Annotated in this window: 25 protein-coding genes and 1 pseudogene; 12 read left to right on the top strand and 14 right to left on the bottom strand. The window is 73.7% G+C overall.

Going from position 1 to position 23,063, the window contains the following annotated elements:
• Positions 1–185 precede the first annotated feature (185 nt).
• Positions 186–884 carry an MBL fold metallo-hydrolase gene (locus ACFQH9_RS10030; protein ID WP_379565670.1) on the bottom strand — a complete coding sequence of 233 codons (699 nt, stop codon included), beginning with the start codon at positions 882–884 and terminating at the stop codon, positions 186–188.
• A gap of 171 nt (positions 885–1,055) precedes the next feature.
• Here ACFQH9_RS10030 and ACFQH9_RS10025 point away from each other — a divergent pair, with 171 nt between their 5' ends.
• Together ACFQH9_RS10025 and ACFQH9_RS10020 are read left to right on the top strand one after the other, a co-directional pair.
• Positions 1,056–1,310 carry a DUF2530 domain-containing protein gene (locus ACFQH9_RS10025; RefSeq protein ID WP_379565669.1) on the top strand — a complete coding sequence of 85 codons (255 nt, stop codon included), beginning with the start codon at positions 1,056–1,058 and terminating at the stop codon, positions 1,308–1,310.
• Between the two features lie 28 nt (positions 1,311–1,338).
• Positions 1,339–2,076 carry an SDR family NAD(P)-dependent oxidoreductase gene (locus tag ACFQH9_RS10020; RefSeq protein WP_379565668.1) on the top strand — a complete coding sequence of 246 codons (738 nt, stop codon included), beginning with the start codon at positions 1,339–1,341 and terminating at the stop codon, positions 2,074–2,076.
• A 15-nt stretch (positions 2,077–2,091) separates the two neighbouring features.
• Here the strand turns inward: ACFQH9_RS10020 and ACFQH9_RS10015 are convergent, their stop codons facing one another.
• The 3 genes from ACFQH9_RS10015 to ACFQH9_RS10005 form a co-directional block, all read right to left on the bottom strand.
• Entirely contained in the window at positions 2,092–2,322 is a 231-nt protein-coding gene (locus ACFQH9_RS10015; protein ID WP_379565667.1) for a hypothetical protein, read from the bottom strand.
• Positions 2,323–2,402: 80 nt separating this feature from the next.
• Complete coding sequence (locus ACFQH9_RS10010; protein WP_379565666.1) at positions 2,403–3,566, bottom strand: L,D-transpeptidase; 1,164 nt, start codon at positions 3,564–3,566, stop codon at positions 2,403–2,405.
• A gap of 167 nt (positions 3,567–3,733) precedes the next feature.
• Positions 3,734–4,780 (bottom strand): UDP-N-acetylmuramate dehydrogenase, encoded by a 1,047-nt coding sequence (locus tag ACFQH9_RS10005; RefSeq protein WP_379565665.1) that lies wholly within the window; start codon positions 4,778–4,780, stop codon positions 3,734–3,736.
• A 36-nt stretch (positions 4,781–4,816) separates the two neighbouring features.
• Here ACFQH9_RS10005 and ACFQH9_RS10000 point away from each other — a divergent pair, with 36 nt between their 5' ends.
• From ACFQH9_RS10000 to purU, 5 genes are all read left to right on the top strand, one after another.
• Complete coding sequence (locus tag ACFQH9_RS10000; RefSeq protein WP_379565664.1) at positions 4,817–5,308, top strand: DUF2505 domain-containing protein; 492 nt, start codon at positions 4,817–4,819, stop codon at positions 5,306–5,308.
• 52 nt (positions 5,309–5,360) lie between these two features.
• A complete protein-coding gene (locus tag ACFQH9_RS09995) occupies positions 5,361–6,266 on the top strand; it encodes a GNAT family N-acetyltransferase (RefSeq protein ID WP_379565663.1) in 906 nt (301 codons plus the stop codon).
• Entirely contained in the window at positions 6,263–7,006 is a 744-nt protein-coding gene (locus tag ACFQH9_RS09990) for a GNAT family N-acetyltransferase (RefSeq protein ID WP_379565662.1), read from the top strand. Before ACFQH9_RS09995 ends, ACFQH9_RS09990 begins: the two co-directional genes overlap by 4 nt.
• A 68-nt stretch (positions 7,007–7,074) precedes the next feature.
• Positions 7,075–7,908: an alpha/beta fold hydrolase gene (locus tag ACFQH9_RS09985; RefSeq protein ID WP_379565661.1), complete on the top strand. Its 834-nt coding sequence runs from the start codon at positions 7,075–7,077 to the stop codon at positions 7,906–7,908.
• 99 nt (positions 7,909–8,007) lie between these two features.
• Positions 8,008–8,901 carry a formyltetrahydrofolate deformylase gene (gene purU, locus ACFQH9_RS09980; RefSeq protein ID WP_379565660.1) on the top strand — a complete coding sequence of 298 codons (894 nt, stop codon included), beginning with the start codon at positions 8,008–8,010 and terminating at the stop codon, positions 8,899–8,901.
• 54 nt (positions 8,902–8,955) lie between these two features.
• On the opposite strand, the gene ACFQH9_RS09975 is transcribed toward purU, so the two are convergent.
• The 7 genes from ACFQH9_RS09975 to ACFQH9_RS09945 form a co-directional block, all read right to left on the bottom strand.
• Entirely contained in the window at positions 8,956–10,353 is a 1,398-nt protein-coding gene (locus ACFQH9_RS09975) for an FAD-binding oxidoreductase (protein ID WP_379565659.1), read from the bottom strand.
• Positions 10,354–10,480: 127 nt separating this feature from the next.
• The gene (locus ACFQH9_RS09970) at positions 10,481–11,869 is read right to left on the bottom strand and encodes an FAD-binding oxidoreductase (RefSeq protein WP_379565658.1); all 1,389 of its coding nucleotides are present in this window, start codon (positions 11,867–11,869) and stop codon (positions 10,481–10,483) included.
• Positions 11,870–11,990: 121 nt separating this feature from the next.
• Positions 11,991–14,324 (bottom strand): endopeptidase La, encoded by a 2,334-nt coding sequence (gene lon / locus ACFQH9_RS09965; protein ID WP_379565657.1) that lies wholly within the window; start codon positions 14,322–14,324, stop codon positions 11,991–11,993.
• Positions 14,325–14,413: 89 nt separating this feature from the next.
• Positions 14,414–14,962 (bottom strand): YbaK/EbsC family protein, encoded by a 549-nt coding sequence (locus tag ACFQH9_RS09960; protein WP_379565801.1) that lies wholly within the window; start codon positions 14,960–14,962, stop codon positions 14,414–14,416.
• 2 nt (positions 14,963–14,964) lie between these two features.
• Entirely contained in the window at positions 14,965–15,327 is a 363-nt protein-coding gene (locus ACFQH9_RS09955; RefSeq protein WP_379565656.1) for a DUF2516 family protein, read from the bottom strand.
• Positions 15,328–15,445: 118 nt separating this feature from the next.
• Complete coding sequence (locus ACFQH9_RS09950) at positions 15,446–16,276, bottom strand: hypothetical protein (protein WP_379565655.1); 831 nt, start codon at positions 16,274–16,276, stop codon at positions 15,446–15,448.
• Positions 16,277–16,287: 11 nt separating this feature from the next.
• Positions 16,288–16,716 (bottom strand): helix-turn-helix domain-containing protein, encoded by a 429-nt coding sequence (locus ACFQH9_RS09945; RefSeq protein WP_379565654.1) that lies wholly within the window; start codon positions 16,714–16,716, stop codon positions 16,288–16,290.
• A gap of 124 nt (positions 16,717–16,840) precedes the next feature.
• Between ACFQH9_RS09945 and crcB (ACFQH9_RS09940) the strand changes: the two genes are divergently transcribed.
• Both crcB (ACFQH9_RS09940) and crcB (ACFQH9_RS09935) read left to right on the top strand, forming a co-directional pair.
• Positions 16,841–17,299, top strand: a complete 459-nt coding sequence (crcB, locus tag ACFQH9_RS09940; protein ID WP_379565653.1) for a fluoride efflux transporter CrcB — start codon at positions 16,841–16,843, stop codon at positions 17,297–17,299.
• Positions 17,296–17,652: a fluoride efflux transporter CrcB gene (gene crcB / locus ACFQH9_RS09935; protein WP_379565652.1), complete on the top strand. Its 357-nt coding sequence runs from the start codon at positions 17,296–17,298 to the stop codon at positions 17,650–17,652. The genes crcB (ACFQH9_RS09940) and crcB (ACFQH9_RS09935) overlap by 4 nt, the downstream gene beginning before the upstream one ends.
• A gap of 27 nt (positions 17,653–17,679) precedes the next feature.
• Here crcB (ACFQH9_RS09935) and ACFQH9_RS09930 read toward each other — a convergent pair whose 3' ends face one another.
• Together ACFQH9_RS09930 and ACFQH9_RS09925 are read right to left on the bottom strand one after the other, a co-directional pair.
• Complete coding sequence (locus ACFQH9_RS09930) at positions 17,680–18,885, bottom strand: DUF445 domain-containing protein (protein WP_379565800.1); 1,206 nt, start codon at positions 18,883–18,885, stop codon at positions 17,680–17,682.
• Between the two features lie 261 nt (positions 18,886–19,146).
• Complete coding sequence (locus ACFQH9_RS09925; protein ID WP_379565651.1) at positions 19,147–19,650, bottom strand: hypothetical protein; 504 nt, start codon at positions 19,648–19,650, stop codon at positions 19,147–19,149.
• Between the two features lie 294 nt (positions 19,651–19,944).
• On the opposite strand from ACFQH9_RS09925, the gene ACFQH9_RS09920 reads away from it, so the two are divergent.
• A complete protein-coding gene (locus tag ACFQH9_RS09920; protein WP_379565650.1) occupies positions 19,945–20,856 on the top strand; it encodes an NAD-dependent epimerase/dehydratase family protein in 912 nt (303 codons plus the stop codon).
• Between the two features lie 61 nt (positions 20,857–20,917).
• On the opposite strand, the gene ACFQH9_RS09915 is transcribed toward ACFQH9_RS09920, so the two are convergent.
• Positions 20,918–21,121: a cold-shock protein gene (locus ACFQH9_RS09915; protein ID WP_037051431.1), complete on the bottom strand. Its 204-nt coding sequence runs from the start codon at positions 21,119–21,121 to the stop codon at positions 20,918–20,920.
• A 366-nt stretch (positions 21,122–21,487) separates the two neighbouring features.
• Between ACFQH9_RS09915 and ACFQH9_RS09910 the strand changes: the two genes are divergently transcribed.
• Together ACFQH9_RS09910 and ACFQH9_RS09905 are read left to right on the top strand one after the other, a co-directional pair.
• The gene (locus ACFQH9_RS09910) at positions 21,488–22,450 is read left to right on the top strand and encodes an acyl-CoA desaturase (protein ID WP_379565649.1); all 963 of its coding nucleotides are present in this window, start codon (positions 21,488–21,490) and stop codon (positions 22,448–22,450) included.
• Positions 22,451–22,749: 299 nt separating this feature from the next.
• Positions 22,750–23,063, top strand: a pseudogene (locus ACFQH9_RS09905) (hypothetical protein); the annotation flags it as partial.

The raw sequence follows: 23,063 nt of genomic DNA, 5'->3' as shown, positions 1-23,063 counted from the left end.
GTCGTCTTGCGTTCCGTGAGCTTGAACAGGCGCTCGAGCACGGGCACACCGTAAGCGTCCGGTCCGCGCGCCGCTCACCCTGTGGGCAGTGCGGACCGGATCCGGCCGGGCCCCTCGAGCTGCGGAAAGGCCGGGTTTGAGGACGCTGCCGCCGGGCACTCGGCCCGATTGTGACCCGGTCGTGATCACCCGAGTGGGTCCGGCACCTCCGCCGCCCGCGCGGCCGCCCGCAGGGCCGCTCCGGGGACCGGGCGGCCGTGCCCGACACACGCCAGCGCGACGTCGACCTCGGCGAACCGGCGGAAGGAGCGCCGCGCGAGCTCGCGGTCCGTGTTGAACGGCCCCAGGATCACCCCGCCCTCGTACTCGGCCGCGACGTCGCCGGTGAAGACGACGCCCGCGTCGTCGAGCACGAGCGCGAGGCTGCCGGCGGTGTGGCCCGGCGTGGGCAGCACCCGCGCGCCCGAGGCGAGCACCTCGCCGTCGGCGAGCTCGCGGTCCACCCGGGCCGGTGGCGCGTCGGGGAGGCCGGCCGCGACCTGCCGGTGCAGCACCTCCTCGGCCGGGGTGAGCAGCGGCGGCGGCCCGGGCCGCTCGCCGCGGACCACCGGGGCGTCGGCGGCGTGCACGAGGATCCGCGCGTTCGGCCAGGTGGCGACCTCGGCCGCGGAGCCGGCGTGGTCGGCGTGCCAGTGCGTGAGGACGACGTCCGTGACCGCCTCCGGCCCCAGCCCCCAGTCCCGGAGCGCGCCGGCGATCGCCGGAGCGCTGCCGAGCGGTCCGGTGTCGACGAGCAGCACCTCCTCGCCGCGCCGGTGCAGGTAGGCCTGGCCGGGGTTGCCCACGAGCATCCGCAGGTCCGGCCGCAGGTCGACGACGTCCATGCCGCGAGCCTGGCAGTGCCCGCCCCGCCCCGGAGCCGTGTTCGCCCAGGGCGAGGCGGCGGCCGGCCGTGTTCGCCCAGGGCGCGGCGGCGGCCGGCCGTGTTCGCCCAGGGCGAGGCGGGGGCCAGCCGTTCGCCGGGGGCGAGCGCGGGGGCGGGCTAGGCTCGGCGCGTGGTCGATCCGCCGCCCCTGCCCCGCAGCACCAGCGACGTCGCGCTGGTCGCGGGCATCGGCACGCTGCTGTGGCTGCTCGGCGCCGTGGGCCTGCTCGTCGCCCACGTCGTGGCCGGGCGGCCGTTGGACATCTGGTTCACCACCTGCGTGACCGGCGCGGTGCTCGGCGGGATCGGGTTCGGCATCTTCCGCTGGCAGCGGGCGGCGGCGCGGCGCGGCTCCCGGCTGGCCCAGCGCGGCCTCGACGACTGAGGCCGGCCCGGCGAACTAGGCTCGCGGCATGACCGACCGTCCCACCGCCGTCGTCACCGGGGCCAGCTCCGGCATCGGAGCCGCCACCGCCCGCGCCCTCGCCGAGGCCGGCTTCCACGTCGTGCTCGGCGCCCGCCGCGTCGACCGGCTGGAGGCCGTCGCCAAGGAGATCGACGGCACGGCGCTGCGGCTCGACGTCACGGACAAGGAGTCGGCCGCCGCCTTCGTCGAGGCCGTCCCGGCCTGCCGGCTGCTGGTGAACAACGCCGGCGGAGCGAAGGGCCTCGAGCCGGTCGCCGAGGCCGACGAGGACGACTGGCGCTGGATGTTCGAGGCCAACGTGATCGGCACCCTGCGGATGACCCAGGGCCTGCTGCCGAAGCTGCGCGCCTCCGGGGACGGGCACATCATCACGGTCACCTCGATCGCGGCGCTCGCCCCGTACGACAACGGCGCGGGCTACACCGGCGCCAAGCACGCGCAGGCGATGCTGCACCGCACCCTGCGTGGGGAGCTGCTCGGCGAGCCGATCAGGCTGACCGAGATCTGCCCCGGGATGGTGGAGACCGAGTTCTCGCTGGTCCGCTTCGAGGGCGACCGTGAGAAGGCGGACAACGTCTACCGCGGCCTGCAGCCGCTCACCGCCGAGGACGTGGCGGACGTGATCGCGTTCGCGGCGACCCGGCCGAGCCACGTGAACCTGGACCAGATCACGCTGATGCCGCGGGCCCAGGCCAGCGCCAGCCGGGCCCACCGCGAGGGCTGACGGCCCGGGCCCGGCTCAGACGGTGTCCTCCGAGCGCCGGTTCTCGTAGGCGGCGTCGCCGGGGGCGCGCCCCGCCTCGGCCTCGGCGATGCGCTCCTCGGAGTCCAGCAGGATGCCCTCGGCCTCGGCGTACCGGTCCTCGTCCGGCCCGGTGACCCGCGCCTCCTCGGGCAGCGGCTCGGCGCGGGTCTCGGCCCGCTCCGCGGCGGTGGCGTGCCCGGTGTCGTTCACTGAGGGATCGGTCATGGACCGTGCCTACCCGAGGCGGCCGGGCGCCAACCGCGGGCCGATCGACGGGCGGTCCCTCGGGCGGTCCGGCGGGTGGTTCAGAGGGCGGTGAGCCGCTGCCACTCGTCCCAGGACAGGGTCCAGTCCCAGACGTCGCCGTCCCGGGCCGAGAGCTGGACGGGGGTGCCCGTGACCTCGACCGGGTCGCCGTAGAGCGCCGTGTCGTAGTAGGCCTTGGCGTTCTCCAGCGACAGGTTGACGCAGCCGTGGGTCACGTTCGAGGAGCCCTGGGCGTTCGCCGAGGCCGGGTTGGCGTGGATGAACTCGCCGTTGTTGCTCATCCGCACGGCCCACTTCTCCACGACGTCGTAGCCGTACTGCTGGCTGACCATCCGCTTGTCGGTGAACTTCTCGGTCACCACGTGGATGCCGGAGCGGGTGTTGCGGTCCGGGTCGTCGGCCAGGCCGTAGCTCGCGGGGTAGTTCGCGACCTGCGTGCCGTCCCGGACCACGATCATGCGGTGCGACCGGGCGTCCGCCTTGACGACCTGGGCGCGGCCGATCTGGAAGTCGCTGGTCACGTCCGCGGCGCCGAACTGCCCGCCGCCGTAGTCGACGCCGTAGAGCTTGGCCGACACCGAGACCTTCGTGCCGGCCGGCCAGTACTCCTTGGGCCGCCAGTGCACGCGCGAGCCGCCGGCCTCGTCGGGCAGCCAGCCCCAGGCGCCCTCGACCGGCACCGAGGTCTGCACGCTCAGCGCCCGCTCGACGGCCGCACGGTCCTCGACATGGCCGTTGAACTGGATCTCGATCGGGGCGGCGATGCCGACGGTCCGGCCGTCGCCGATGTTGAGCACGCCCCGGACCTGCTGCTTCGGGACGATCGTGTGGAAACCGCCGGCCAGCGGCACGCCGACCCCGTCCTCGCCCTTGGCCGTGCCGGACCAGGTGTACTCGGTGTCGTAGCCCAGGGGCTCGGTGCTCGTCCAGACCCTGCGGTCCTCGTTCAGCGCGCCCGCGACCTGCTTCCCCTGGGGGTTGGTCAGCGCGACCTGCTCCAGGGTGCCGTTCGTCACGCTCACCGTGACGGGTGACGTGACGGGGACCCCGGTGGCCTGCGCGGCCGGCTGGTAGGCCAGCGTCGCCGCCCGCGCGAGCAGCGCCGGCGTGGCGTCACCGCCACGCCCGGCGGCCGTCGCCGCCGTGACCACGCCGACCGTCCCGACCACGATCACGGCCAGGACCAGCAGGATCCGCCTCATCGTCCTCCCCCGTACGGAACTCGCCCCCACATCAGGACGCGGAGGGGCGGCGGACGTTGCCCGTGGCACGCGTCCGGTCGACGAGGTTACGCGTCACCACCGACAGCGACGACCGCCGATGCGGGCGGGGTTCCACACGCCCCGCGCCGGTCAAACGTCACGAAGGGTCACAGGGCGCAGCCCACGAGGACGGGCTCCGGGTGCAGGTCGACCCCGAACCGGTCGCGCACCCCCGCGCGGACCTCACGGGCCAGCGCCAGGAGGTCCGCGGTGCTGCCCCCGCCGCGGTTGGTGAGGGCGAGGACGTGCCGGGTGGACAGCGCGACCCGGCCCCCGGGCCCCTCGTGGCCGCGGGTGAACCCGGCGTGCTGGATGAGCCAGGCCGCCGGCAGCTTGCTGCGGCCCTCCCCCGCCGGCCAGCGCGGCATCGCCGGGTCCGGGACCGCCGCGTCGTCGACGATGGGGTTGGTGAAGAACGAGCCGGCGCTCCAGGTGTCGTGGTCGGCGGCGTCGAGCACCATGCCCTTGCCGCGGCGCAGCTCGAGGACCGCCTCGCGCGCGACCGCGGCCGGCACCGTGGAGCCGGGGTCGACGCCGAGGGTGCGGGCGAGCTCGGCGTAGGCGATCGGCATGCTGGCCCCGCCGCCGGGCAGCGCGAACCGCACCCGCAGCACGATCGCGGCCCCGGTGTTCTTGAGGACGCTGGTGCGGTAGCCCAGGCCCAGGTCGGCGGCCGGGACGTGGGTGCGGACGGCACCCGTGCGCCGGTCGTAGAGGTCGACGTCGACCAGCAGGGCGGAGACCTCCACGCCGTACGCCCCGACGTTCTGCACCGGGGTGGCACCGGTCAGGCCGGGGATGCCGGACAGGCACTCCAGCCCGCCGAGGCCCTCGGCGACCGTCGCGGCGACGACCGCGTCCCAGTTCTCCCCCGCCTCCACGGTGAGCAGCACCGAGCCGTCCGGGCGGCGCGCGAACGCGATGCCACCGCCGGTCAGCCGCACGACGGTGCCCGCGAACCCCTCGTCGGCGACGACGACGTTGGAGCCGCCGCCGAGCAGCAGCAGCGGCTCGCCGGACCCGTCGGCCGCGTGGACGGCGTCGACGGCGGTGCCGGCGTCGGGCGCCTCGATCAGCCGCGCGGCGGGGCCGCCGAGCCGCAGCGTGGTGAGGGGGGCGAGCGGCGTGCCGGCCCGGACGGGGGTGGTCTGCACAGGGCGCCACGGTAGCGGGCGGGGTAGCCTCCGGCCGTGTCCCGCCCGACGGAGTTCCGCGCCACCAGCCCGCATCCCGTCGACCGGGTGTACGCCACCATGGTCGACCGCCAGGTCCTCACGGACCGGCTGAGGACGATGGGCGGCCCGGGCGCCGCCATCCTCGAGTACACCGGCGACGAGAACGGCTGCAAGTACCGGATCCGGCACGGCATCGACGAGAAGGACCTGCCCGGCGTGGTCAAGTCCTTCGTCGGCTCGCGCGGCATCACCATCGAGCGGGACGAGTCCTGGACCCGCACCGGGGACGGCTACGACGGCACCGTCGGCGTCGAGCTGCCGGGGATGCCCGCCGGGGCGCAGGGCACCATGCGGCTCGGCCCGCGCGGCGAGGGCTCCGAGCTCGTGGTGAACGTCGACGTCACGGTCAAGGTGCCGATCATCGGCGGGAAGATCGAGGAGTCGGTCGCCCAGCAGATCCACCACCTGCTGGAGATGGAGACCGAGTACACGCTCTCCCGGGTCTGACGCGGCACGGAACTCGATTGCGCCGGTGACGGGCGCGGCGGACGCTGCCCGCGTGACCAGCTCCCCCGCCCTCGTGCCGCCGATCCGGCAGGTGCGCGTCGCCCGTCCGACCGACCGGCTCGACGAGGTCGTGGGCTTCTACCGGGACGGGCTCGGGCTGCCGGAGCTCGGGCGGTTCGCCGGGCACGCGGGCTATCGCGGGGTGCTGCTGGGGCTGCCCGGCCCGGGGCGTCATCTCGAGTTCACCCAGCACGACGAGGGCAGCCCCTGCCCGGCGCCGACCCGGGACAACCTGCTCGTGCTCTACCTCGGTGACCGCGCCGCCGTGGGCCGGGTCGCGGCCGGGCTGGCCGAGCGGGGCCACCGACCGGTCGTGCCCGAGAACCCGCACTGGACCGCGCACGAGGCCGTGACCGTCGCGGATCCCGACGGCTGGCGGGTCGTGCTCGTGCCGCACCCCGGCACCGATCTCGACCTGCCCGTCGTCGTCGACTGGTACGCCGGCGAGCGGGAGGCGCTGCGCCCGCTGTTCGCGCTGGCCGAGGACTCGGCCGCCGAGCTGGACTCGTACCTGGGGCGTGGGCGGGTCCTCGTCGCCCGTGCGGACGGGGAGATCGTCGGCCATCTCCAGCTGGTGGGGACGGAGCTGCCCGGGGAGGCCGAGCTGAAGAACATGGCGGTCCGCGAGGACCGCCGGGGGCGCGGGATCGGCGGCCGCCTGGTCCGCGAGGCGATCGCCGCGCTCGCGGCCGAGGGCACGGCGACGATCCGGGTGGCGACGGCCGCGGCGGACGTGGACAACCTGGCCTTCTACCAGCGCCAGGGCTTCCGCCTGCGCGCGGTCGAACGCGACGTGTTCACCCCGGCCGCCGGCTACCCCGCCGGCTCCGGGTCCGCCGGGATCCCCCTCCGGGACCGGGTGTGGCTGGACCGCCCCACCACCGAGGAGGGCTCGTGACGGCACCACCCGACGTCGACCTGTACGCCCGGGGCACGGCCACCCTGCTCGCGACCTGGGAGGAGTACGCCCGCGGGGCCCCGGGCGCCGCCGTGCACCGGTTCGAGGGGGTCGCCGCCGCGGTCTTCCCGCACGGGCCCGAGCGCGGGGTCTACAACAACGCGGTGCTCGGCCGGGACCTCCTCCCGGCTGAGCGCACCGCCGCGCTCGACGCGATGGAGGAGGCCTACGCGACCGCCGGGATCACCCGGTTCGCGGCCTGGGTGCACGAGGACGACCGGGCGCTGCGGGCCGACCTCGAGCGCCGCGGGTACGCCCTCGACGAGACCACGCGGGCGATGGGCATGTCCCTCGACGACCTGCGGGTCCCCCGTCCGCAGCTCGACCTCGCCCTCCCGGACTGGACCGAGTACCTGCGCGTGATCGAGGTGCCGACCGACCTGCTCGCCGGGGCGGACCACGCCGCGTTCCACGTCGTCGTCGCGCGGCTCGACGCCGGGAACGCCGCCGCCGCGATGGCCTACCACCACGGCGAGGACTGCGGGATCTACAACGTCGGCACCCGCGCGCACGCGCGCCGGCGCGGTCTGGGATCCGCGGTGACCGCCCTGCTCCTGCACGACGCGCGCGACCGCGGCCGCCGCACCGCGAGCCTGCAGGCCACGCCGATGGCCGAGCACCTCTACGCGCGGATCGGCTTCCGGGACCTCGGCCGGATCCTCGAGTTCGTGCCGGCGTGACGGGCGCCCGCCAGGACGTGCCAGGGACGTGACACCCGACTGACAGGTCCCCCTCGCACCCTCACCTCATGGCTCACCTCGACGGCCGCAACGGCCGGATCTTCCACGACAGCTGGCTCCCGGAGGGCGAGGCGCGCTGTGCCGTCGTCCTGCTGCACGGCTACGGCGAGCACCTCGGGCTCTACGACCCGCTGGCCCGCCGGCTCGTCGCCGACGGGCACGCGGTCCACGCGCTCGACGCCGTCGGGCACGGGCGCAGCGACGGCGAGCGGGCGGTCATCCCGTCCTGGGACGACTGGGTCGACGACGCGCGCGCCCTCGTCGGGCTCGCGCGCGCCCGGCATCCGGGCGCGCCCGTGGTCGTCGTCGGCCACTCCGGCGGGGCGGTGACCACGATGCTGCTCGGGCTGCGCGACCCGCGGGCCGCCGACGCCCTCGTGCTCTCGGCCGGGCCGCTGCGCCCGCTGGAGTGGGTGGACGGGGAGCTCGCGACCGGGGCCGCCGAGACCGCCGAGGGCGAACCCACGGAGTTCCTCAGCACGCACCCGGACTACGTGCACGCCCTGCTGCACGACCCGCTGACGTGGAAGGGCGGCTTCCGCCGGGAGACCCTCCTCGCCCTCGCGGCGACCTGGCCCGAGATCGCCTCGGCCCTCGCCGACGGCCGGCCCGCCGCCCCGGTGCTCCTGGTGCACGGCGAGGCCGATCCCGTCGTCCCGGTGGAGGACTCGCACGAGGTGGCCGCGCGGCTGCCGGACGCGACGCTGCACACCTTCCCCGGCGACCTGCACGACGTGCTCAACGAGCACGACCGCGAGGTCGTGCACGAGGTCGTCGCCCGGTTCGTCGACACCGTCGCGGTGCGCCGGGACGCGGAACTGGTCACCGGCACGGCGACGTGAGGTGGGGCGCGGGCCCGCCGCACCCGTCCGGGCCAGGTCCCGTCGACCCGCGGGGTGCCGCGGGACGATCGTGGGAGCGGCGATGGCACGCTTGTGGTCGTGCAACCGGAAGCCGACCGCCGCTACGTCATCACCTTCAGCTGCCCCGACCGCACGGGCATCGTCGCGCGGATCGCCGGTTTCCTCGCCGAGACGGGCGCCTGGATCGTCGAGGCCGCCTACCACGCGGACGCCGAGGAGGGCTGGTTCTTCACCCGGCAGGCCGTGCGGGCCTCCTCCGTGCCCTTCGACGTCGACGAGCTCCGCGCCCGGTTCGCGGAGATCGCCGAGGAGTTCGGGCCCGAGGCCACGTGGCGGGTCACGGACAGCGGCGTGCCGAAGCACGCCGTGCTGCTCGTGACCCGCGAGCCGCACTGCCTGCACGACCTGCTCGGCCGCGTGGCCGCCGGCGAGCTGCCGGTGACGATCGACGCCGTCGTCGGCAACCACGAGGAGCTCGCGCCGCTGGTCAAGGCGCACGGCATCCCGTTCCACCACGTGCCCTTCCCCGGGCCCCGCGACCCGAAGCGGGAGCAGGGGAAGGTGGAGTCGTTCGAGAAGGTCCGCCAGCTCGTCGACGCCCACGAGCCCGACGCGATCGTGCTCGCCCGGTTCATGCAGATCCTGCCCGCGCACCTGTGCGAGGAGTGGGCCGGCCGGGCGATCAACATCCACCACAGCTTCCTGCCCTCCTTCGCCGGCGCGCGCCCTTACCACCAGGCGCACGCCCGGGGTGTGAAGCTGATCGGCGCCACCTGCCACTACGCCACGGCCGACCTCGACGCCGGTCCGATCATCGAGCAGGACGTCATCCGGGTCGACCACGGCGACACGGTCGCCGACATGGTCCGCCGGGGCCGGGACGCCGAGCGCCTGGTCCTCGCCCGGGGCTTCCGCTGGCACCTCGAGGACCGGGTCCTGGTGCACGGCAACAAGACCGTCGTCTTCCGCTGATCTCCTCGAGTGGCGACAGTCGCTCCAGCGACCGTCGCCACTCACGAGAGCGGGTCAGGCGGGCTTGATGTTGATGTTCCGGTGGAAGAGGTTGGCCGGGTCGTAACGGCCCTTGATCTCGGTCAGCCGCTCGTACTTCGTCGCCCCGTAGCTCGCACGAATCCGGTCCTGCTCGGCCTCGGCCATGTAGTTCACGTAGGCGCCGGACATCCCGGCGAGCGGCCGCAGGGCCTCCCACGTGTCCCGCACCCAGCTCCGCTCGGTTGCGAGCTCGGCGGGATCGTGACTCATCCCCACGATGTTGGCGACGTACTGGACCCTGCGCGGCCCACCGAAGGCGGTGTCCCCCTCGCCGACGCGGGTGTACGCCCCGATGAGCGGGAAGAGGAAGGAGAGGCTCATCGGCGACGTCCTGCCCGTGCCCCGATCCGCGAGGACGTCGAGCGCGTCGTCGCTCAGCTCGTCGAGGTACAGGGACTTCTCGTAGGCACGGACACCCGGGGGGAAGCCGTCGTCGAGCGCCTGCTGGACACCCGTGTAGGGCATGGGTGTCACGAGCTCGAACAGCGGCGGGACGTCACGGTGCAGAGGAGCCAGGATCTGCGCGTGCTCCTCCGCCGTCCCGAAGCTCACGAGGATCAGCGCGTTGCCGGGTGCGGAGTGGTGCTCCTCGGGGACGAACGGGGCCGACGGCGCGTTCATCCCGATCACCAGGAAGCACCCGGCCTGGTCCGGGAGCCGTACGACGACGTCCCGGCAGGCGCGCACCGGGGCGATGCCGGCATCGTGGTGCCAGAAGAGCAGGGCGAACTGGACCTCGGGGCCCACCGGGTGCAGCCGGAACTCGAACGAGGTGACCACGCCGAAGTTGCCGCCACCCCCGCGCAGGGCCCAGAACAGATCGGGGTGCTCGTCGACCGAGGCCTCCACGGTGCTGCTGTCGGCGAGCACGACCTGTGCCCGGACCAGGTTGTCGGCCGTCAGCCCGTGCAGACCGGTGAGGTAGCCCATGCCGCCGCCGAGCGCCAGCCCCGCCACCCCGGTGTCGCTGACGGTGCCGACGGGAACGGCCAGTCCGTGCTCCTGCGTCGCGGCGTCGAGCTCGCCGAGCTTGACCCCGGGCTCGACGACGGCTCGGCGGCGCTCGGGATCGACCGTCACCGACCTCATCGGCGACAGATCGATCATCAGCCCGTCATCGCAGACGGCGTTCCCGCTGATCCCGTGCGCCCCACCGCGGACCGCGATCTCCAGGCCCTTCTCTCGCCCGAAGTCGACCGCCGCCGCGACGTCTGCCGTGGTCCGGCAGCGCGCGATCACCGCCGGCCGCCGGTCGATCGTCCCGTTCCAGACCGTTCGGGCGTCGTCGTACCCGGCCTCGCCGGGCACCAGGACAGCGCCCCCGATCCGCGCTCGCAGGGCATCCACGTCGAACCTGGCCGTACTCGTCATCACGCCCTCCTCGGTACCGACGGTCGAGTGTGTGACCCCGGCCACCCGCAGGGCTGTACGTACTTCTACGGCCCCCGAGAACGCCGATCGGCGCCCCTCCTCGCGGGGGGACGCCGTTCCGGCAGGGTCAGGCGGGTTTGATGTTGGCGTTGACGTGGAGGAGGTTGCCCGGGTCGTACTGCGCCTTGATCCGGGCCAGCCGCTCGTACTTCGCGCCGTAGGTGTCGCGGAGCCGCGCCTCGTCCTGGCCGACGTCCAGGTTGACGTAGCCTGCGCCGCTCGTGGCGAAGGGGCGCAGCAGGTCCCACGACCGGCGGGTCCACTCGCGCTCGGGCGCCAGCGGGATGGGGTCGGGACAGAGCGCCTCGATCGCCACCACCCACCGCGTCGACCGACGCCCGCCGAAGGCCGTCGCGTCCTCCGCGACCTCGCGGAAGCCCGGGCCGAGGGAGAAGACGAGGGTCTGGCTCATCGGGGACGTCCGCTCCGCGTGGCACGCGACGAGGACCTCGATCGCGTCGTCGGGCAGCGCGTCGAGGTAGAGGCCGCGCGTGTGCGTGGCGATCCCCCACGGTGCCGACGGGTCGAGCATCTGCTGCAGGGCCGTGTACGGGATGGGCGTGACCTGTTCGAACGCAGGCGTCAGCGCCGCACGCAGCGGGGCGAGCACGGCCTCGTGCTCCTCCGCGGAGCCGTACCCGACGACGAGCACGGCGACGACCGGCTGCCCGCGCAGCTCCTCCGGGACGGCGTCGTCGGGCGGCCCGCTCGTGAGGACGATCCCACCACCCGCGTCCCGGGACCGGGTGGGCAGCAGATCACGGGCCGCACGCATCGCCTCCACGGCCCGCCCCTGCTCGTAGAACAGCATGCCGAGGTGCAGGAGGCCGACCGGGTGCAGGCGGAACTCGAACTCCGTGACGACGCCGAAGTTGCCGCCGCCCCCACGCAGTGCCCAGAAGAGATCGGGTTCGGACTCGTCGCTCGCCCGGACGGTGCGGCCGTCCGGCAGGACGACCTGGGCCGAGACCAGATTGTCGATCGCCAGCCCGTGACGGGCGGTCAGATAGCCGAATCCACCGCCCAGCGTCAGGCCGCCGACCCCGGTGTGGCTCACGGTGCCGCCCACCGTCGCGAGGCCGTGCTCCTGGCAGGCTGCATCCATCGCGGCCAGGGTCGCGCCGCCGCCGACCCGCGCCAGACGCGCCGCGGGGTCCACACGGACCTGCGCCAGGGGTGAGAGATCGACGAGCAGCTCCTCGCCCGGGATCGCGGGCTCCCAGTGCCCGTGGGCACCGCCACGGACCGTCACCTCCAGACCGTGCTCGCACGCGTACGACAACGCCGCCGCGACGTCGTCCGGCCCGGTGCAGCGCACGACCAGCGCCGGCCGGCGGTCGATCCCGCCGACATAGGTGGACCGGGCCTCGTCGTAGCCGTCGTCCCCCGGCAGGAGAACCGACCCGCTCGTCCGGGTCTGCAGCGCCTCGACGTCGTACCGTGCCGTGCTCGTCATTCGCCCTCCTCGATCTCGCACCCCACCGAGACAAGAGCATGTGACACCGGTCACTGATACTCCGAGAACGCCGAACGGCGCCCCTCCTCGTGGGAGGGGCGCCGTCCGGGGTGTGCTCCGGTCAGGCGGCGGCGTGCTGCTCCGCCGGCTCGAGCGCGATCTCGAGGACCTCGCTCACGTCGGCGACCGGGTGCACCCGGAGCTCACCGCGGACCGACTCCGGCAGGTCGTCGAGGTCGGGCTCGTTGCGCTTCGGGATGATCACGTCGGTCAGGCCCGCCCGGTGCGCGGCCAGCAGCTTCTGCTTGACCCCGCCGATCGGGAGCACCTTGCCCTGCAGCGTGACCTCGCCGGTCATGCCGACCGACGACTTCACCGGGCGCCCGGAGGCGAGCGACGCCAGCGCCGTCGTCATCGTGACGCCGGCCGACGGGCCGTCCTTCGGGACCGCACCCGCCGGGACGTGCACGTGCAGCTTCTTCGACGCCAGGTCACCGGCCAGCCCGCGCGAGCGCAGGTAGGACAGGGCGATCGACACCGACTCCTTCATGACGTCGCCGAGCTGACCGGTCAGGGTCAGGCCCGGGTCGCCCTCCATCGAGGTCGCCTCGATGAACAGGACGTCGCCGCCCACGCCGGTCACCGCCAGGCCGGTCGCCACGCCCGGCACGGACGTGCGTTCCGCGGACTCCGGAGTGAACTTCGGCCGCCCGAGGTACCTGACCAGGGTGTCGGCGTCGACGTGGATCGGCGCCTCCTCACCGGAGTCGAGCCCGACGGCGACCTTGCGCAGGACCTTCGCCAGGCCCCGCTCCAGCTGCCGCACGCCCGCCTCGCGCGTGTACTCGGCCGCGATCATGCCCAGCGCGACCTCGGTGAACTCGACGTCCGTCGGCTCCAGGCCGGCCTTCTCGACCTGCCGCGGCAGCAGGTGGTCGCGCGCGATCGCGATCTTCTCCTGCTCGGTGTAGCCGTCGAGCGTGACGACCTCCATCCGGTCCGCCAGCGGGCCCGGGATGGCCTCGCCGACGTTCGCGGTGGCGAGGAACAGCACGTTGGACAGGTCCAGGTCGACCTCGAGGTAGTGGTCGCGGAACGTGTGGTTCTGCGCCGGGTCGAGCACCTCGAGCAGGGCCGCGGACGGGTCGCCGCGGAAGTCGCTGCCGACCTTGTCGATCTCGTCGAGCAGCACGACGGGGTTCATCGTGCCGGCCTCGCGGATCGCGCGGACGATGCGGCCGGGCAGTGCGCCGACGTAGGTGCGCCGGTGTCCGCGGATCTCGGCCTCGTCGCGCACGCCGCCGAGGGCGACGCGGACGAACTTGCGGCCCAGCCCGCGGGCGACGGACTCACCCAGCGAGGTCTTGCCGACGCCGGGCGGGCCGACGAGCGCCAGCACCGCACCCGAGCCGCGGCCGCCGATGGTGTCCAGCCCCTTGCGGTTGCGCCGCGAGCGGACGGCGAGGAACTCGACCAGCCGCTCCTTGACGTCGTCCAGACCGGCGTGGTCGGCGTCGAGGATCCGCCGGGCCTCGACCAGGTCGTCGGTGTCGACGGTGGTCTCGTTCCACGGCATGTCGAGGATGGTGTCGAGCCAAGTGCGGATCCAGCCGGACTCCGGGCTCTGGTCCGACGCCCGCTCCAGCTTGCCGACCTCGGTCAGCGCGGCCTTGCGGACGTGCTCCGGCAGGTCGGCCGCCTCCACGCGGGCGCGGTAGTCGTCCTCGCCCTCGGGGTCGCCCTCACCGAGCTCCTTGCGGATCGCGGCGAGCTGCTGGCGCAGCAGGAACTCGCGCTGCTGCTTCTCCATGCCCTCCCGGACGTCCTGCGAGATCTTCTCGGTGACCTCCTGCTCGGCGACGTGCTCCTTCGTCCACTCGAGGAGCTTCTCCAGCCGGCGGGTCACGTCGGTCTCGGCGAGCAGCTCCAGCTTGTGGGAGTTGTCGAGCCAGCTCGCCCAGCCGGCCAGGTCGGCCAGCTGCCCGGGGTCGGTCGTCTGCTGGACGGAGTCGATGACCTGCCACGCGTTGCGCTGCTGCAGGATCCCGACGACCAGGGCCTTGTACTCCTTGGCCAGCTCGTGGGTGCGCCCGGTGACCGGGCCCTCCTCGACCGTCTCGGCCTCGACCCACAGGGCCGAGCCCGGGCCGGTCACGCCCGAGCCGATGCGGGCCCGCGACTCACCGCGGACCACGGCGGCACGCTCCCCGTTCGGGAGCCTGCCGATCTGTTCCAGGACCGCGACCACACCGATCGCGGCGTACTTCCCGTCGAGACGGGGGACGACGAGGACCTGCCGCCGCGCAGCGTCAGCGGAGCGGCCATCTGCGCTGCCCTCCGCGGCGTCGACCGCGGCCTGAACCTCCGGAGCGTCGAGCCGGACGGGCACCACCATGCCGGGCAGCACCACCGAGTCGGTCAGCGGAAGCACCGGCAGCTTCAGCGTCTGTGTCATGCCCGGGTCAACGCTTACACCGCAAGCCTCATTCCAGCGTTCAAGTATGTCCGCTGTGAGTGAACGCAGGAACCTTGAGCGCAGTCGGCTCAGGCCGGACGGGCCAGGTCCTCCACGACCGCGGCCCCGGGCAGGGCGGCGAGCACGGCACCGGGGACGGCGAGCTTGGAGCCCCGGATGCCGCTGCCCACGACGACGGCCTCGGCGGCTGCGACCTCGGGCGCGATCAGCAGCGGCCAGCCCTCGGGCAGGCCGAGCGGGGTGATGCCGCCGTACTCCATGCTCGTGAGCTCCACGGCCTCGGCCATCGGCGCGAAGGAGGCCTTGCGGACGTCGAGCCGCCGTTTGACCACGCCGTTGACGTCCGCCCGGGTGGTCGCGAGGACCAGGCAGGCGGCGTAGCGGACCTCGCCGGAGCGCCTGCCCGAGACCACCACGCAGTTCGCGGAGGACTCGGGCGGCGAGGCGTAGGCCTCGCAGAAGGCGGCGGTGTCGGCCAGGTCGGGATCGATCTCCGCGACCAGCACGCTGCTCGGGTCGGGCAGCCGGGACAGCGCCTTGGCGACGGGTTCGGCGAGCAGTTCGGGGTGGTCGGCGGCGGGGAGCGGGGTCAGCGTGCCGAGCACGCTCGAGGGCACGCTCACCAGTTGTTGCCACCCCGGGAGGCGGCGACGACGGCCGGCTTGACGTCGACCAGGTAGACCAGCATCGCGACGGTGCCGGCCAGCCAGAACAGCGTCAGCTCGCTGCGCAGGCCCTGGAACGAGGCGACGACACCGAGCAGGCTGGGCGAGGAGATCACCCCGAAGATCGGGATGACCAGCAGGAACAGCGCCGCTGCGCCGGTGATGCCCAGCCAGGCGTTCTTGGTCAGCTTGCTGGCCGCCTGGAAGGCGTCGGCACGCTGGCGGACGGCGTGCACGAAGGCGTAACCCGAGCACGCCGCGACCACGATGCCGATCACGCACAGCACCAGGCGGTCGAGCATGGTGAACACGTTCACCGGACCAGACTACGTGCGGCGGCGGGATCAGGACATACCCGCACACCGTGAGCGGTGTCCCTGCAGAGACCGACGGCCCCGGAGCGGGTGCTCCGGGCCCGTCGGGACGTGCGACGCGTCAGCTGTCGGACGGGGTGCCCGTGCGCCGGGTGGCCGGCTTGCGGGTGGCGGCCTTCGGCGAGGTCTTCGCCGGGGTCGCGGCCTTCGCCGCCGGGGTCTCGCTCCGCGGCGCGGTCTCCGTCCTCGGGGCCGGCTCGGTCACCGGGGCGGTCCGGCTCGCGGCGCGGCGGCTGGTGCTGCGCGTGGTGGCAGCGGCCTCGTCCCCGGCCTCGTCGACGGCCTTCGCGGCCTCCTTGCCCGCCTCGGCGACGACCTTCGACGCGTCCTCGGAGACCTCGGTGATGGTCTCGGCGACCTCGTCGGCGGCCTTCTGGGTGCGGACGGCGACCTTCTCGCCGGCCGAGCGGGTCTGGCGGGTCAGCGTGGCGAGGGCCTTCTCCGCGACGTCGTGCGCGTCGTCGACGAAGGCGTCGACCCGGGCGTCGAGCTTGCCGGTGAGCTCCTCGACCTGACCGAAGGCCTGCTTGACCTGCGGCTGCTCGCGGATCTCGGTCCAGGTGCCCGCACCGTGGCGGGCGAGGTCGGCGTAGGCCTTCTCCGCCCGGGCGCGCCACGCCTCGGCGACCTTGCGCAGCTCCTCGGTGGTCAGCCTGCCGCGCAGGCCCTGGATCTCGGCGGGCAGCTCGGAGGCGAGCTTCTGCGCCGCCTCGGCCTGGGCGGTGGCGACCGTCCGCGCGTTCGCGTAGGCGCCGCGGATGCTCGAGTAGGCGTACTCGCCGGCACCCAGCACGGCCAGCAGCGGGGTCTTGACGGTCCCCGCCTGCTCGGCGGCGGACTTGGCAGCCTGCTCGCGGACCTTGCGGACGTCCGCGGCGGTCGGCAGCGACACGGCCATGATGATCACTTCCTCTGTTCGGTCGGCACGCCGGGATCGACCGGTAGGTCGTTCTCCCGCCGGAAGGACTGGTAGATGTCGAGCAGAACCTGCTTCTGGCGCTCCGTGAGGGAGGCGTCCGAGAGGACCGCGTCGACGACGACGCTGGCGGGCCGCTCCTCGAGGATCCCCGCCTTGACGTAGAGCGCCTCGGCGGAGATCCGCAGCCCCTTCGCGATCTGCTGCAGGATCTCGGCCGACGGCTTGCGGAGCCCGCGCTCGATCTGGCTGAGGTACGGGTTGCTGACGCCGGCCGTCCGGGCGAGCTGCCGCAGCGAGACCTGGGCCGCCTCGCGCTGCGAGCGGATGTAGGAGCCGATGTCGTCCACGGTCTTCTCGACGACGTGACCCACCTGGCCGACGGCCTGGTCGATCAGCGGCTTGTCGTCCGCCATGCGCTCACCTCCCCCGGACACGATCGACGGTACGGACGTCCGCTAGCTCCTGCAAGCGCAGTGCTTGCGCTGGTGGCGTGACCTTTGTCACGATGTGGATGGCTCCACGAACTAGAGTGGGGCGGTGACCGAGGAGCTCCCGCCCACGGGCGAGGACGTCGTCGAGGTGCCCCGGCGCCCTGCGCCAAAGCCGTTCCGCGGGCAGGGCCGGGCGACGGCGGCGGTCGCGCTCGGCGGCGCGGTCGGTGCGCTCGCCCGGTGGGCCGTGGGGCTGGGTCTCCCGACCACGCCCGGCGCGTTCCCGCTGGGGACCTTCCTCGTCAACGTCGTCGGCTGCGCCGCCATCGGCGTGCTGCTGGTGGCGATCACCGAGCTGCGACAGGCACACCCCCTGCTGCGGCCGTTCCTCGCGACCGGGATCCTCGGCGGCTTCACCACCTTCTCGACCTTCTCGGTCGACGCCCAGCACCTGCTGCTGGGCGGCCACCTCGGCCTCGCCTTCACCTACCTGGCCGGGACGCTCGTCGCAGCCGTCGCGGCGACCTGGCTGGGGGCCGCGGCGACCCGGAGGTTCGCCCGGTGATCCCGCTGCTGGTCGTGGTCGGCGCGGCCGTCGGGGCGCCCGCGCGCTACCTGACGGACCGGCTCGTGCAGTCCCGCCAGGCGAGCGGGTTCCCGTGGGGCACGTACACGGTGAACGTCGTCGGCTCCTTCGTCCTCGGCGTGGTGGCCGGGGCGGCCACCTCCCCCGCGGTGACCGCGCTGGTCGGCACCGGGTTCTGCGGGGCGCTGACCACCTACTCCACGTTCGGCTACGAGACGGTGCAGCTGGCGAGACAGGGCAGCCCGCTCCTGGCCACCTTCAACGCCGTCGGCTCGGTCCTGGCCGGGCTCGGCGCGGCCGGGCTCGGCCTGGCCGTCGGCACCGTGCTGTGAGTGGCGAGAGCCCGCCACCCGCGAGGCCTAGAAGACGAGCTGGGAGACGGTGTAGATCACCAGGCCGGCGAGCGCGCCGACGACCGTGCCGTTGATCCGGATGAACTGGAGGTCCCGGCCGACCTGCAGCTCGATCTTGCGCGAGGTCTCCTCGGCGTCCCACCGCGCCACGGTGTCCGTGATCAGGGTGGTGATCTCGCGGCGGTAGTGCCGCACGACGTAGCCCGCGGCGTCGGTCATCCAGCCGTCGATGCGGGCCCGCAGCTCGGCGTCGTCGGCCAGTCGGGCGCCGAGCGACATCAGCCCGTCCCGCACCCGCGCCCGCAGCTCGCTCGACGGGTCCTCGGCCGCGTCGAGGATCATGCCCTTGACCACGCCCCAGGCCTGCCCGATGAACTTCTGCACGTCCGGGTGGTCGACGATCTGCTGCTTGACCTGCTCCGCGCGCGCGATCGTCTTCGGGTCGTCCTGCAGGTCCCGCGCGAACTCGGCGAGGAAGCGGTCGATCGCGTGCCGCAGCGGGTGCTCCGGGTCGGTCTTCACCGCCCAGGCGTAGCCCTGCACCTCGTTGAACAGCTTGTCGGCCACCATGTCGTCGACGAACCGCGGCGTCCACATCGGGGCGCGGTCGTGCACGACCCGCAGCACCATCTCCTGGTTGTCCGTGACCCAGTCGTAGGCGCGGTCGCACACCAGGTCGACGAGGTGGCGGTGGGCGCCGTCGTCGAGGATCCCCTCGAGGATCTTGCCGAGCGGCGGCCCGACCTCCTTGTCCAGCAGCTTGCGGACCAGGACCTGCTCGATCAGGTCCTGGACGACGTCGTCGCGCAGCACGGTGACCACGCCGCGGGCCGCGGTGGCCAGCTCGGCGGTGACACGCTCGGCGTTCTGCGGCTGGGCGACCCAGCTGCCGACGCGGTGCGTCACCTCGATCCGGCCGAGCTTGTCCCGCACCACGGACTCGGCCAGGAAGTTCTCGCCGACGAAGTCACCGAGGCTGTCGCCGATCGTGTCCTTCTTGCGCGGGATGATCGCGGTGTGCGGGATCGGCAGCCCCAGCGGCCGCTTGAACAGCGCCGTGACCGCGAACCAGTCCGCCAGGGCACCGACCATGCCCGCCTCGGCGGCGGCGCGGACGTAGCCGGCCCACGCCTGGCCGTGCAGCTCCAGGTACCGCATGACGAAGAAGACGACCGTCGCGCCGAGCAGGAACCCGGTCGCGACGAGCTTCATCCGGCGCAGGTCGCGGCGCTTCTGCGCCTCGGCCTCGGGGCCGAGACCCAGCCCGGCCGGGATGTTGCTGCCGCCGGCGGGCCGCGACGGCGGGGCGGCGAGGGCACGGTCGGAACTCACGGAGTTCATAGTGCCCGTCGCCGGAACCGTGCGTCGGCCCAACCTGAGAATCGGCCCCCCGAGCCGTCGGCGCCGTGGGAAATGGCGACGGCCGGGCCCGACGGTCGTCCGCCGGACCCGGCCGGGTCCATGGGGTGCGGGTCAGCCGGCGCGGCCGGCCCTCACGGCCGGCTCCACCTGTCGCACGGGGGCCGAGCGCTGCCGGACGGCGGCCTGGACGGCCTCGACGATCACGACGGCGTCGGGCACCTCGTAGCCGGTGAAGGAGGGACGCACCCGCCACTGGACCCAGCCGTCGGGCCGTTCGGTCGGCGGGGCGAGCACCCCGATGCCGTCCGTGTGGAGCACGACGTCCGTGTGCAGCGACAGCTCCGCGGGCAGCTCGTGGTTCGGGGTCATCGGGAACCACCACGTGTCGTGCGGGGTCGCGGCGACCGGGACGACCATCCCCCGGTCACGCAGCGTGGCGCACACCTGCCGGCCGATCTCCGCGGGGACCTCGATCACGTCGAGCACCGTGCCCGTGTCGAGCAGGACCTCGGAGCCGGGGCCCGGCACCAGCGGCCAACCGTGCTCGACGTACTCGACGGCGGCCGCCCGCAGCTCCGCGCCGTAGACGGCCCGGTAGCTGTCCCACCACGACATCCGGCTCAACTCCTCTTTCCGTACCGATCACCCGTGACCCGGCGCGCCCGTCGGGCGTCGCTCACATCACATGCAACACCATCGACGGGCACCGGGTTCGTGTTAGCCGGCCGCTCGCGGTGACCGCACGTGACGTAGAGGTGAGTGGCCCTCGTCACCGACCACCGGTCCTTCACCCGCCGGTGGGCGGCGGCCGACCGGTCGGCGGCCCGGGACCGGCGGCTACTCCGTTCGAGGTTGCGACCGATCGGCGCACGACCCCGCGGCGAACGGCCGTACCGCGATGATGGACCCATGCTGCTCGTCACCGGCGCCACCGGATTCCTCGGAAGTGCGCTCGTCGCCCTGCTCGCCGGCCGAGGCCGCCCGGTCCGCGCGCTGGTGCGTGATCCGGCCCGGGCCGCCGCCCTGCTGCCCGAGGGCGTCCCGACCGCCGTCGGGAGGCTCGACGACCCGGGCTCGCTCGACGCGGCGCTGAAGGACGTCGACGCGGTCCTGCACCTCGCCGGGCTGGTCGGCGGCGCCCCGGAGGAGATCCGTGCCGCGAACGTCGACGGCACGCGGGCGGTGCTGGAGGCGATGCGCCGGGCCGGGGTCCGCCGACTCGTCCACGTGAGCAGCAGCGCGGCGGTGATGGACGCGTCCGGACTGGTCGGCGAGCGGCCGTCCGGGCCGCCCGTCCTCACCGATCCGTACTCGCGGGCCAAGGCGGAGGCCGACGCCCTCGTGCTCGGCGCGGAGGGGATCGACGCGTCGGTCGCGGTGCCGGTCAGCATCTACGGGCCCAGCCCGGCCGGCCCGCAGAGCTACAACGGGCTGCTGCGGTTCCTGACCCGCGGCGAGATCACCGAGGTCGTCGACGCCCCGATCGGCTGGGTACTGGCGGAGGACTGCGCCGAGGGCGTACGGCTCGCCCTGGACCGCGGCGAGCCGGGGCGCCGCTACGTGCTGTGCGGGGAGGTGGCACCGTTCGGCCGGGTGCTGAACCGGGCCGCCGAGCTGCTCGGCACGCCCCACCGGGTCCGGACGCTGCCGCCCGGCGCGGAGCTCGGGCCCGACGCGTCGACCTTCGCCCGGCGTTCCGAGGTGTACGGGCGGTTCCCCCCGGTCCACGTCGACGACGCCGGCGCCCGCGCGCTCGGCTTCGCCCCGCGCGGGATCGACGAGGGCCTCGAAGTGACGTGCTCCTGGCTGAGAACCCTGTAGAGAACGCCGCTGCCGGCGACCCCCGTCGGGGATCGCCGGCAGCGAAAGACTCAGATGCCGCTCAGAGCGGGGTCACCGAGTCGGCCTGCGGGCCCTTGGCACCCTGGCTGGCCTCGAAGGAGACGCGCTGGTTCTCCTCGAGGGTCCGGAAGCCGTTGCTCTGGATGGCCGAGTAGTGGACGAAGACGTCCGGCCCGTTGTCGTCGGTGGCGATGAAGCCGAAGCCCTTCTCGGCGTTGAACCACTTGACGGTGCCCTGCGGCATAGCTTTTTTCTCCCACACACTGAACGGATCCGGCCGACATGGCGACGGCCGGAGGTTGCGCGGAGCCCGCCGGGTGGGAGGAGGGGTCCCCGACCACACGTGCGGAACTCGCTGTCACACGTTCCACGCACGCTGTCTCAACGATCGAGGAAGACACGACTGCAACCGGGTCGAACGCTACCACGCCGGACGTGACGGCGAACGCAGATCCCGCGCCCGTGCGTGTGACACCACTGCAATCCAGCCTTGTCCGGTTCGTTGCGCTACCGTGACTTACGGCCGCGAGTCGCGACGAGCCGCCGGCGCGAACCCGGGGCCGGAGCCGGTCCTCCCCCGACCGACCCCTCGACGTGTGAAGGCGCCCGCATGCCCAGCCTCGCCCCCGACCGCCCGCAGAGTCGCGGCGTCGAGCCGGCCACCGAAGGCCGCCGCTCGACCCTCGAACACGTGCTGGTCATCGCGTTCATGATCGTCCCGCTGCTGGCCGTCGCGGCCGCCGTCCCCGTCGCCTGGGGGTGGGGACTGGGCTGGGTCGACGTCGTCCTCTTCGTCGTCTTCTACATGGTCAGCGGGCTGGGGGTGACCGTCGGCTACCACCGGCACTTCACCCACGGCTCGTTCAAGGCGCGCCGCGGGCTGCGGATCGCGCTCGCCGCCGCGGGGTCGCTCGCACTGCAGGGCAGCGTCGTGTCGTGGGTCGCGGACCACCGCCGGCACCACGCCTACTCGGACAAGGAGGGCGACCCGCACTCGCCGTGGCTCTACGGCACCGGGCCCCGTGCGCTCGCCAAGGGTTTCTGGCACTCGCACATGGGCTGGCTGCTCGACCGGGACAAGACCAACGCCCGCCGGTTCGCCCCCGACCTGCTCGCCGACCCGGCGCTCCGCCGGATCGGCGACAACTTCCTCTGGTTCGCCCTCACCAGCCTGCTGCTGCCGGGGCTGGTCGGCGGCCTGCTGACCTGGTCGGTCGGCGGAGCACTGACCGCGCTGTTGTGGGCCGGCCTCGTGCGGGTCGCGCTGCTGCACCACGTCACCTGGTCGATCAACTCCGTGTGCCACATCTGGGGCGACCGCCGGTTCGCCGCGCGTGACCGGTCGGCCAACGTCTGGTGGCTGGCCCTGCTGTCCTTCGGCGAGTCGTGGCACAACCTCCACCACGCGGACCCGACCTGCGCCCGGCACGGTGCCAAGCCCGGCCAGGTCGACATCTCGGCCCGGCTCATCCGGATCTTCGAGGTGCTCGGGTGGGCGCACTCGGTGCGCTGGCCGACCACCCGGCGTCTCGACCGGCTGTCGCGCGGCACGGAGGTCGAGCACGCCGTGTAACGAAACCTGGGCCGGCGCTCCACGTTCGGTGACCTCGCGCACGACCGGGTGAGGGTGATCGCAGTCGTACGCCGCCGGGTGACGTCGGCTCGTGCCCGACGGGCGCCGACGTCCCCCGGCAGAGGGGCGCCGCGGAGGGGACCCCCTGGTCGAGGTCGCCCGAACCGGTGGTCCGGCCCCCGTCTCGTCACGGAGTGCGTTCGAGGTGGTGCGGCCCGCCGATCCGGGGCTCTGGCCAGCACGAGCACCTCCTTCGCATGATTCGCCCGTCCCGCCGGGTGATCATCAGGAGGCTTGCCGTGCGGAAGAAGATCGCGCTCTCGCTCGTCGCGGTGGCGACCGGCGGGAGCGTCGCCGTCCTCGGAGCAGGGACGGCGGCGGCCGCGCCCGTCGCCGACCAGGTACCCCCCGTCGCGATACCGGCCGTGCCCGTGGTGCCGGCCGTACCGGAGACGCCGGTGGGCGGCCTGCTCAACCACGTCCTGCAGGGTCTGCAGGAGCTGCTCCCCGGCCTCCTCGCCGGGGTGGTCCCGCCCGATCCCGCAGCCCTCGTGCCCGTCCCGGTGCCGGTCCCGTCCGGCGCTGCCGCGGCAGCCGCACCGGTGGCGGCGGC

Origin of the sequence: Pseudonocardia lutea (assembly GCF_042658055.1) — a bacterium.
GTDB lineage: Bacteria > Actinomycetota > Actinomycetes > Mycobacteriales > Pseudonocardiaceae > Pseudonocardia > Pseudonocardia lutea.
This window is presented reverse-complemented; position numbering and strand designations above follow the sequence as displayed.